Below are 3,246 nucleotides of genomic sequence, written 5' to 3'. Positions count from 1 at the left end.
CTTGAGCGAGCAACGCATTTCCACTTCGGACAAGCGCAGAAGGCGCGCGGGCCTTGTGGGTGCCGGGCTGGTGGTCTGGGTGTGTGCAGCAAGGTGCATTTGGGGCCTTTCGGACGTGTTTGGAAAGTCCAAAGAATGCCGGGGAGCTTGTGACATTTGCAGGGGGAAAATTTCACGATTTGCAGTGGCGCTGGGCAGGGCGTGAAAGGGGCATTGATCGGTGCTCTTCATTCGGGAAATGCGTTTTTTCCCCACCTGCGGCGAGGCTTCCAAGACTTAAAAGCTTGTGAAATTTGCAGTGACAAATGTCACGATTTGATGGGGCGCACGATCCAGCCCACGCGTGTCTGCACCACGCCAGGCCCTGCATGGGGGCAAGCCGGGCTTTTCGGACGGGGGGATCAGCCCCGGCCTAGGCGTGGCGAAAACTTCACGGGCTGCAGGCAGCCCCAGCCCGGGCCTGCGCGCGGCTAGAGCGAATCTCCTGCGCTGCGCCCTCCAGCACCCGGTAGGCAGGCGTGCCAGGTGCAGCGTGTGCGCCATCGATGCCGCCTGTGTGGGCAATGTCGGCGGCATGGTTGATGCAGCTTGCCAATGCAGCCAGCAGGCCTACCGCAGCGCCAGGCGAAAAGGTCAGCGGGTTTTCGGCGCCCTGCTCGGTGTCGAGTTCACGCTGCATGAACAACGCGGCCACGGCGGCAGCACCTTGCAGCGCTTGGCGCAGTTCAGCGTGCCCGTGTTCGGCAATGACTGCGCCGCTGATGTTGCGCAGGTAGCCGTATGCCTCCCAGTGGGGCGCGCTGGCGCAGGTGGTGGTGCTGTCTGTGCTCATGGCTGCAACCCCTTGGCGCGGCGCGAACCGTCACGCAAGCGCATCTCGATCAGCTCTGTCAGGCCGTTGATGGCTTCCAGCAAGCCAGCCACAGCCGCACCGTTGAGCCTCAGCAGGTCGTCGTGGGGCTCACAGTCTCTGTCGATTTCGTGCTGCATCAAGAGCGCCGCAATCACTTTGATGGCGTTTGCCGCCCCGGCCAAACTGGCACGATCCCATGCGTCGAGGTGCGCCGGGCCTTCGGCTATGCGGGGTATGTTGGTGCTGTGGAGCGGGATCATTGCGTCACCTCCAGCACTTGCAGCGCCTTGAGCAACTGCACGGCCTTTCGGCGGGCGGCGGGCAGGTTGCCCTTGCTCAGGTACAGGCGGGCCATGGTGGCATCGCTCAGGGCCTGCAGCATGGCAAAGGCGCGGTTTTCTTCGTTGGTGGGTGTGTAGGTGGGCATGCGCGGGCTGGCGCTGGCCACGGTGGAAGCGGTCATGGTCTGGATTCCTTCTGGAGAATCAAGAAACCACCGTTTGCGTTTTGAAGCGCAGCGGGTGGACGGGATGTTCAAAACACGCCAGAAGTCGTGCGGGCGGCGTTGCCGTTCGCCCCATCCCGCCCGAAACCTTGGCAGGACGGTGCAGGCGCACCAGCCCCAGGAATTTGGACGTGACAAAGCCCCGCTTTCAGGTGGGGGCTGCTACCTCTTCTGGTGTGGTGTTTTGAAGCACCGGGCCTTTTGGCTTGGGCGCGAGTGTAGCGGCTTGATGGCGGCGCGGGAAGATGTGGGCGCAATTTTTTGCTGTCGTGTGCAGTCCACGGCCAAAACGGGGGCGCCAGAACGCGCCAGGCGCGGCCATCGCTCTCCGGGCAAGGGGTTGCCTTGGGTTGGCGCTGCTTTGCGTGCTGGGTCGGTTTAAGCCGAATTGGCCTCTAAGCCACGCCAGGAAAGCGCAAACAGCTATTTCATTGATAGCAAAAAGCACCAGCACGGCAGCACCGCACGGCAACCCCGGGCAGCGCACCCGGCTGGATCAGGCGCACCCTGGCCAGGTGCTGGCCACCAGCACGCGCAGCAGCACCAAGACAGCAGGCAGCAGCACAGCCCAAGCAGCACGGCAACCCCGGGTTGCGCACAGCCCTGGCCACCAGCGCCGGGCAGTGCATTGAGCTTGATCGAGCGCACGGCGGCACGCACACGGCCAAGAGCTGGCCACCAGAACGCGCCAGGCGCGGCCATCGCTCGCCGGGCAAGGGGTTGCCCTGGGCTGGTGGGTCTTTGCGTGCTGGGGCGCTTGAAGGTGAATCAGCCTCTTGGGTTCAAGGCTTCGCTAGGCCACGCTTGACGGCATCGCGCAGAAGGCATTGATACGGGTTTGCCGCCCGGCCCGGTGGCCTTGAATGCGTCCAACACGTCCGCGTCAACACGCATATTCAGGGTCGGTCGCTTGGAGCGCTTTCATGCGTGGGCGTTGTCTCGCGTCACGGCTACGCGCAGGCCAGCAGCACCCAGCACGGCAAGCAACGTTTTAACGGTGGGGTTACCCTTTGGCCCCAGTGCGCGGTAAAGGGTTTCGCGCGGTATGCCTGCGCGCTGTGCCACGGTGGCCATGCCCTGGGCCTCGGCTACATGGCGCAGCGCGCCCAGCAATGCGGCCTGCCCGCCGGGCTGCTCGGCCTCTTCCAGCGCTGTGGCCAGGTACTCATTGGCAAAGTCGGGGTCTGCCTTGAGTAGTTCCACTACGGCGGCATCGTGCGGGCGGCTTGTGGGTGGGTTGCGGGTTGCGGTCATACGGGTTTCCTTCGCTGTTGCCAGTCGTGCCAGTGCGCCAGGGCGGCGGCAATGTCGGCTTGCTGGGTGCGCTTGTCGCCACCTGCCAGCAGCAACACCAGGCGTTTGCCTGCCTGGGCGTAATACACGCGGTAGCCCGGCCCCCAGTCAATGCGCAGCTCCCACACGCCTTCGCCGACGGGTTTGCAGTCGCCAAAGTTTCCAGCGGCCATGCGCCCCACCCGCACCACTACGCGCGCCCTTGCTTGCCTGTCTGCCAGTGCAGCCAACCACTGCGCGTAGGGGTCTTGCCCGTCCGGGCTTAGGTAGGTTTGCACTTCAAACATGGATGATGTGAATTTTACGTCACACATTGCGGATTCCGGGGCCGGGTAGCGCACCCGGCTGGATCGAGCGCACAGCCCGGCCAAGTGCCGGCCACCAGCACAGCGGCACTGCGGCACGCGCAGCAGCGCACCACCCAAGCAGCTCGGCAACCCAAGGTTGCGCATCGCCTGGCCACCAGCCATGGCAGCGCACCCGGCTGGATCGAGCGCACCAGCGCAGCGGCACTGCGGCACGCGCAGCAGCGCACCGCCCAAGCAGCTCGGCAACGGCCTGGGCACCGGATAGGCAACGCCCTGCCCGCCTGGGT

General features: G+C 64.8%; 7 protein-coding genes and 1 pseudogene. 1 reads left to right on the top strand and 7 read right to left on the bottom strand.

Going from position 1 to position 3,246, the window contains the following annotated elements:
* The 7 genes and pseudogenes from BN2503_RS21160 to BN2503_RS18760 all read right to left on the bottom strand — a co-directional run.
* Positions 1–273: hypothetical protein (locus BN2503_RS21160; RefSeq protein WP_233495135.1), on the bottom strand; the 273-nt coding region annotated here is incomplete at its 3' end.
* Between the two features lie 157 nt (positions 274–430).
* Positions 431–832: a hypothetical protein gene (locus BN2503_RS18785; protein WP_054258110.1), complete on the bottom strand. Its 402-nt coding sequence runs from the start codon at positions 830–832 to the stop codon at positions 431–433.
* Positions 829–1,113: a hypothetical protein gene (locus tag BN2503_RS18780; RefSeq protein WP_054258109.1), complete on the bottom strand. Its 285-nt coding sequence runs from the start codon at positions 1,111–1,113 to the stop codon at positions 829–831. Before BN2503_RS18780 ends, BN2503_RS18785 begins: the two co-directional genes overlap by 4 nt.
* Positions 1,110–1,316 (bottom strand): hypothetical protein, encoded by a 207-nt coding sequence (locus BN2503_RS18775; RefSeq protein ID WP_054258108.1) that lies wholly within the window; start codon positions 1,314–1,316, stop codon positions 1,110–1,112. Before BN2503_RS18775 ends, BN2503_RS18780 begins: the two co-directional genes overlap by 4 nt.
* Before the next feature lie 810 nt (positions 1,317–2,126).
* Positions 2,127–2,264: pseudogene (locus BN2503_RS21415) on the bottom strand (hypothetical protein); the annotation flags it as partial.
* A 15-nt stretch (positions 2,265–2,279) separates the two neighbouring features.
* Positions 2,280–2,612 (bottom strand): addiction module antidote protein, encoded by a 333-nt coding sequence (locus tag BN2503_RS18765; RefSeq protein WP_054258106.1) that lies wholly within the window; start codon positions 2,610–2,612, stop codon positions 2,280–2,282.
* Positions 2,609–2,938 carry a type II toxin-antitoxin system RelE/ParE family toxin gene (locus BN2503_RS18760; protein WP_054258105.1) on the bottom strand — a complete coding sequence of 110 codons (330 nt, stop codon included), beginning with the start codon at positions 2,936–2,938 and terminating at the stop codon, positions 2,609–2,611. Before BN2503_RS18760 ends, BN2503_RS18765 begins: the two co-directional genes overlap by 4 nt.
* Before the next feature lie 84 nt (positions 2,939–3,022).
* On the opposite strand from BN2503_RS18760, the gene BN2503_RS21155 reads away from it, so the two are divergent.
* On the top strand, positions 3,023–3,246 hold a 224-nt coding region (locus tag BN2503_RS21155), incomplete at its 3' end, for a hypothetical protein (RefSeq protein WP_233495136.1).

It is taken from the genome of Paenacidovorax caeni, from assembly GCF_001298675.1.
GTDB classification, from domain to species: domain Bacteria; phylum Pseudomonadota; class Gammaproteobacteria; order Burkholderiales; family Burkholderiaceae_C; genus Paenacidovorax; species Paenacidovorax caeni.
This window is presented reverse-complemented; position numbering and strand designations above follow the sequence as displayed.

Excerpts from the sequence above, each read along its gene's own strand:
- BN2503_RS18785 (WP_054258110.1), bottom strand. The coding sequence starts at position 832 with ATGAGCACAGACAGCACCACCACCTGCGCCAGCGCGCCCCACTGGGAG.
- BN2503_RS18780 (WP_054258109.1), bottom strand. The coding sequence starts at position 1,113 with ATGATCCCGCTCCACAGCACCAACATACCCCGCATAGCCGAAGGCCCG.
- BN2503_RS18775 (WP_054258108.1), bottom strand. The coding sequence starts at position 1,316 with ATGACCGCTTCCACCGTGGCCAGCGCCAGCCCGCGCATGCCCACCTAC.
- BN2503_RS18765 (WP_054258106.1), bottom strand. The coding sequence starts at position 2,612 with ATGACCGCAACCCGCAACCCACCCACAAGCCGCCCGCACGATGCCGCC.
- BN2503_RS18760 (WP_054258105.1), bottom strand. The coding sequence starts at position 2,938 with ATGTTTGAAGTGCAAACCTACCTAAGCCCGGACGGGCAAGACCCCTAC.